6 protein-coding genes and 1 pseudogene are annotated in these 4,362 nt (G+C 42.0%); 6 read left to right on the top strand and 1 reads right to left on the bottom strand.

The window, feature by feature from the left end; genetic code table 11:
- The first annotated feature begins 163 nt into the window (after nucleotides 1–163).
- The 6 genes from B4J23_RS12720 (at nucleotide 164) to rplS (ending at nucleotide 3,384) form a co-directional block, all read left to right on the top strand.
- Entirely contained in the window at nucleotides 164–616 is a 453-nt protein-coding gene (locus B4J23_RS12720; RefSeq protein ID WP_175966207.1) for a type IV pilin protein, read from the top strand.
- On the top strand, nucleotides 610–1,077 hold the full coding sequence (locus tag B4J23_RS12715; protein WP_291361083.1) for a type IV pilin protein: 468 nt from the start codon (nucleotides 610–612) through the stop codon (nucleotides 1,075–1,077). The genes B4J23_RS12720 and B4J23_RS12715 overlap by 7 nt, the downstream gene beginning before the upstream one ends.
- Nucleotides 1,078–1,220: 143 nt before the next feature.
- Nucleotides 1,221–1,478 (top strand): 30S ribosomal protein S16, encoded by a 258-nt coding sequence (gene rpsP / locus B4J23_RS12710; RefSeq protein ID WP_004809941.1) that lies wholly within the window; start codon nucleotides 1,221–1,223, stop codon nucleotides 1,476–1,478.
- 21 nt (nucleotides 1,479–1,499) lie between these two features.
- Complete coding sequence (rimM, locus tag B4J23_RS12705; protein WP_004787070.1) at nucleotides 1,500–2,048, top strand: ribosome maturation factor RimM; 549 nt, start codon at nucleotides 1,500–1,502, stop codon at nucleotides 2,046–2,048.
- A gap of 43 nt (nucleotides 2,049–2,091) precedes the next feature.
- Nucleotides 2,092–2,841: a tRNA (guanosine(37)-N1)-methyltransferase TrmD gene (gene trmD, locus B4J23_RS12700; RefSeq protein WP_175966203.1), complete on the top strand. Its 750-nt coding sequence runs from the start codon at nucleotides 2,092–2,094 to the stop codon at nucleotides 2,839–2,841.
- A 171-nt stretch (nucleotides 2,842–3,012) separates the two neighbouring features.
- Nucleotides 3,013–3,384 carry a 50S ribosomal protein L19 gene (rplS, locus tag B4J23_RS12695; protein ID WP_004787066.1) on the top strand — a complete coding sequence of 124 codons (372 nt, stop codon included), beginning with the start codon at nucleotides 3,013–3,015 and terminating at the stop codon, nucleotides 3,382–3,384.
- A gap of 522 nt (nucleotides 3,385–3,906) precedes the next feature.
- Here the strand turns inward: rplS and B4J23_RS12690 are convergent.
- A pseudogene (locus B4J23_RS12690) lies at nucleotides 3,907–4,362 on the bottom strand (triacylglycerol lipase); the annotation flags it as partial.

Genomic DNA, 4,362 nt, shown 5'->3' with positions numbered 1-4,362 from the left:
TGGTGGTGGTACTGGTGGTGGAAGTGAGAAAAATTATTGCTTGAATGCAGATTCAGTCAGAGTTTATAACCAGTCTGGAGGTAATGAAGGGGAGCCAACTCAAGTTTGTTTAATTCCTCAACGCTGGTATGAAAAAATTAGTTCGATTAGGTAGGGCAGATATATGAATAATGCATTATCTATTCAGAAAGGTTTTACCTTAATTGAGCTGATGGTTGTGGTGGTGATTGTTGCAATTATTGCAGCAATCGCTATTCCAAGCTATCAGGAATATGCACGTAGAGCTAACGCAGCACAAGCACAGCAAGAGGTGCAGCGCTTAGCAAGTGAACTTGAACGTTGGAAATCACGTAATTTTAATTATTTAGGTTTTAATCTTACTCCCAATGCTGTTCAAAACTACACTTTTGTGGTTCGAGATGGTGCTGCGGGAAATCCAGCTCTTACAGCAACAGCAGCAAGCGGGACGAGTTGGGTGATACGTGCTGTGCACAATGATGGTCGAAACTTTAGCTTCTTAATGAGTAGTAATGGAATTCGTTGTAAAAATAAAACCAGCAGCAATGTGACATTCACAGATTGTGGGACAGATACAACAGGGAGTGAGGCATGGTAAAAAAACACTTCTCTGGATTTACATTGATTGAACTTATGATTGTGGTGGCAATCGTTGCTATTTTGGCAGCAATAGCTTATCCCTCTTATCAGGAATATGTACGCAAAACAAAACGTGTTGAAGCTCAAGCAGAGCTTATGGAGCTTGCTAGTAAATTGCAGCGCTACAAAGTTGCCAATTTTACGTTTATACAAGCTGATGGAAACCCCATTACATTGGCAAATATTGGAGAAACAGTTCCATTAACAATTCCACGCCAAGGACAAGCACTTTATACAGTTACTCTAACTGGAGTAACTGCAAACATGTGGACTTTAACTGCAACACCAACAGGATCACAAAGTACGGATGGTCATTTGGTATTAAATCATCGTGGGCAGCGCTGTTGGACCAAGGGTTCTGATAAGAATAGTGGTACAGCTTGCGTTCCATCTGCAACTTCCAACTGGGACGGCCGCTAATTTAAATTCAAAACTGCGGATAAACACTTTTTGATCTTTCATTCAGGGCAAACTTCGCGTAAAATACTGCCCTCTATGAAAGGGGTTTGAAATGTATCGATGGTCGGTACAGGGATAATCCGTAAAAACTATAAGGTTGTATCATGGTAGTTATTCGTCTTACTCGCGGTGGTGCTAAAAAGCGTCCATTCTATCAAATCGTTGTAACTGATAGCCGCAATCCACGTGACGGTCGTTTCATCGAACGTATCGGTTTCTTCAACCCTACAGCGCAAGGTAAAGCAGAAAAACTTCGTTTAGATGCTGACCGTTTTGCTCACTGGGTAGCACAAGGTGCTCAACCTTCTGAACGTGTTGCTTCTTTAGCTGCTCAAGCTAAGAAAGCTGCAGCTGCTGCTTAATTTTAAGGTAGCAGGTAGCCCATGACACCAACACAGAATGTTCCCGAAGATCGTATTCAGATTGGACAGTTACGTTCAGCATATGGATTAAATGGGTGGCTCTGGGTCTATTCCAATACAGAACCTATGAGCAATATATTTGATTACCTTCCTTGGTACATTGAGACCAAAGCAGGTTGGCAAATTGTCGATGTAAAACGTTGGAAACCACATGGCAAGGGCCTGGTTGTTTCGCTAAAAGGTGTGAGTGATCGTACCGCAGCAGACGGCCTGGTGGGTGCTAATGTCTGGATCTCTAAATCGCAACTGCCTCAACCAGGCGTGGATGAGTATTACTGGTCTGATTTAAAAGGTCTAACTGTGTTAGGTCTGGATGAAGAAGAACAGGAAGTGAATCTCGGTCAAATCCATGAAATGTTTGAAACAGGTGCCAATGACGTGATGGTAGTTCGCGCTACTGCTGATAGCGTTGATGGCGAAGAGCGGATGATTCCATGGCATAAAGATGTGGTACAGCGGGTTGATCTCGAAGCTGGTCGTATCTACGTAAATTGGGGCGTAGATTATTAATCCTTAAAAAGGGTTAACGCAGCAGGAAAATGAGGAGTCTGCGGTGTTCTTTGCAGTCATTACGCTTTTTCCTGAAATGTTTGAAGCGATTACAGCCTACGGTATTAGCGGGCGCGCAGCAAAACGTGATTTGATGCAAATTCATTGTATTAATCCACGAGAATTTGCTGAAGGGAACTATAAACGGGTGGATGAACGTCCATTTGGTGGTGGTCCCGGTATGGTGATGATGGCTGAGCCATTAGCGAAAGCAATTCATCGTGCCAAAGAGCTTGCAGCGCAAGCGGGTGCAGTTAACGTTCTTGTGGTGTATATGTCACCACAAGGAAAAACCTTAAATGAACCTGCGGTACAGGACTTCGTTAAATATGACGGACTGATTGTATTGTGCGGACGTTATGAAGGTGTCGATGAACGTTTGATCCAGAAATATGTTGATCAGGAATGGTCGATTGGAGATTACGTGTTATCGGGTGGTGAGCTCCCTGCGATGGTTTTATTGGACAGTATTATCCGGAGACTTCCGGGTGCAATGTCAGATGAACAATCACACGTACAAGACTCATTTGTGGATGGTCTGTTAGATTGCCCACAATATACCAAGCCAGACCATTTTGAAGGTATGGATGTACCGGACATCTTGAAATCGGGACATCATGCCAATATTGAGAAATGGCGGTTTTTGCAGCGATATCAGCGCACTTTGGAACGCCGGCCTGAATTGGTAGAAAAAGTTGAACTGACCAAGCAGCAAAAGAAATGGCTAAAAGATTTAAAAAGTGGCAACAACTAATCCTGTTGTCCAAATCTGTATTTAAGCAATGTTGTTTAAATATTTAAAATAGGCTCTTTATGCATTGAAGCGGTCAAGCATAAAGGGAAAGTCAATCGGGTCTATGCGATTTAGCCTCTATACCCAGCGATAATCAGACCTCTTCTGACTCGCACATATTGGAGATACCCCATGAGCGGTAAGCATCCTTTAGTACAAGCTGTTGAAAATGCTCAGCTTAAACAAGACATCCCAGCTTTTGCACCAGGTGACACAGTAGTTGTCCAAGTAAAAGTAAAAGAAGGCGACCGTGAACGTCTACAAGCGTTCGAAGGCGTTGTCATTGCTAAGAAAAACCGTGGTCTGAACTCTGCGTTCACAGTACGTAAAATTTCTAGCGGTGTTGGCGTTGAGCGTGTATTCCAAACTCACTCTCCAATCGTTGCTAAAATCGAAGTGAAACGTCGTGGTGACGTTCGTCGTGCTAAACTTTACTACCTACGTGAATTGTCTGGTAAAGCTGCACGTATTCGTGAAAAATTACCAGCTCGTAAACAAGGTTAATTTTAGCCTTGCTTTTAAGCAAAAAATGCGCCTTTGGGCGCATTTTTTATGCCTGATTTTTATTTGGATTTATTCGAAATGTTCCTGCAAAGGCAAGATCATGGCATCCAAAATATCCAAGAAAATTTTATGAATAAACATCAGGAATAATACAAAATATCCCCAAGACTGGAATCCTGCATTAAAAAGTTGAATGCAAATAAAACATTGTGTGATAGCCAGTAAAATACTGATCCATACATTTGCGATAATATGTCGATGACAAGAGGGACAATAATAAGGCTCATATTTTTTAAATTGAAAAGGATTAATCACTTTTCGTTTGCAACAGGGGCAGGTTCTTTTAAATCTGTTTTTGATTTCTATAGAAGGTATCTGCATTTATTTTATTTCACAGTTCTTTTTATATTTGATGAATATTTTATATGCAGTTTAATCATGATTAACAAGTAAATTTCAAGAAAAAATTTGGAGAAAAATAAGATGGAAAAAGCCTCTGGATGAATAGAGGCTTGTGTAGCTCTATAAACCTTGCAGTTTTAAGCGGTTGGCATGCTGGCGATAAACATCGACTGGGTCTGGAGCAAAGACATTTTTTAACCCGAGTAACTGGTTCACTTCGTCCAGGTGGTTCCAGTTGTAGTTATCCCGAATGGTTTTACCGAATTTGGCACTACAGCGGGAGACCAGACCATCATTTTCCTTGCCGCCATCAATGAGCAGGGCTGTAACTTTGAGTGCTGAATCAGGATCGAGCGGGTTGGTAACTTGGCCTACACCTGTGAATGAATAGTTGTAGATACCTTTTTGTTGATATGCACCTTCACCACAGGCGGTGGTGGGTATACCAATTGGATATCTCTGGTTAAATTTCGCAGAACCTGATGCCGTTAAACTGCCGCCACCCGCAAGTGAATCATGCGGATAAGAGTTTGGATCCAGACCTTGGGCCCAGGTAATGGCTTTAGAAACCAGATT

Origin of the sequence: Acinetobacter sp. UBA3025 (assembly GCF_002367915.1) — a bacterium.
Classification (GTDB): domain Bacteria; phylum Pseudomonadota; class Gammaproteobacteria; order Pseudomonadales; family Moraxellaceae; genus Acinetobacter.
Note: the sequence above shows the minus strand (reverse complement) of the source record. Positions and strands in the feature narration are given on the sequence as shown.

Bases quoted from the DNA above. Each gene is read 5' to 3' on its own strand.
- B4J23_RS12720 (WP_175966207.1), top strand. From the start codon at position 164: ATGAATAATGCATTATCTATTCAGAAAGGTTTTACCTTAATTGAGCTG.
- rplS (WP_004787066.1), top strand. From the start codon at position 3,013: ATGAGCGGTAAGCATCCTTTAGTACAAGCTGTTGAAAATGCTCAGCTT.
- B4J23_RS12715 (WP_291361083.1), top strand. From the start codon at position 610: ATGGTAAAAAAACACTTCTCTGGATTTACATTGATTGAACTTATGATT.
- rimM (WP_004787070.1), top strand. From the start codon at position 1,500: ATGACACCAACACAGAATGTTCCCGAAGATCGTATTCAGATTGGACAG.
- rpsP (WP_004809941.1), top strand. From the start codon at position 1,221: ATGGTAGTTATTCGTCTTACTCGCGGTGGTGCTAAAAAGCGTCCATTC.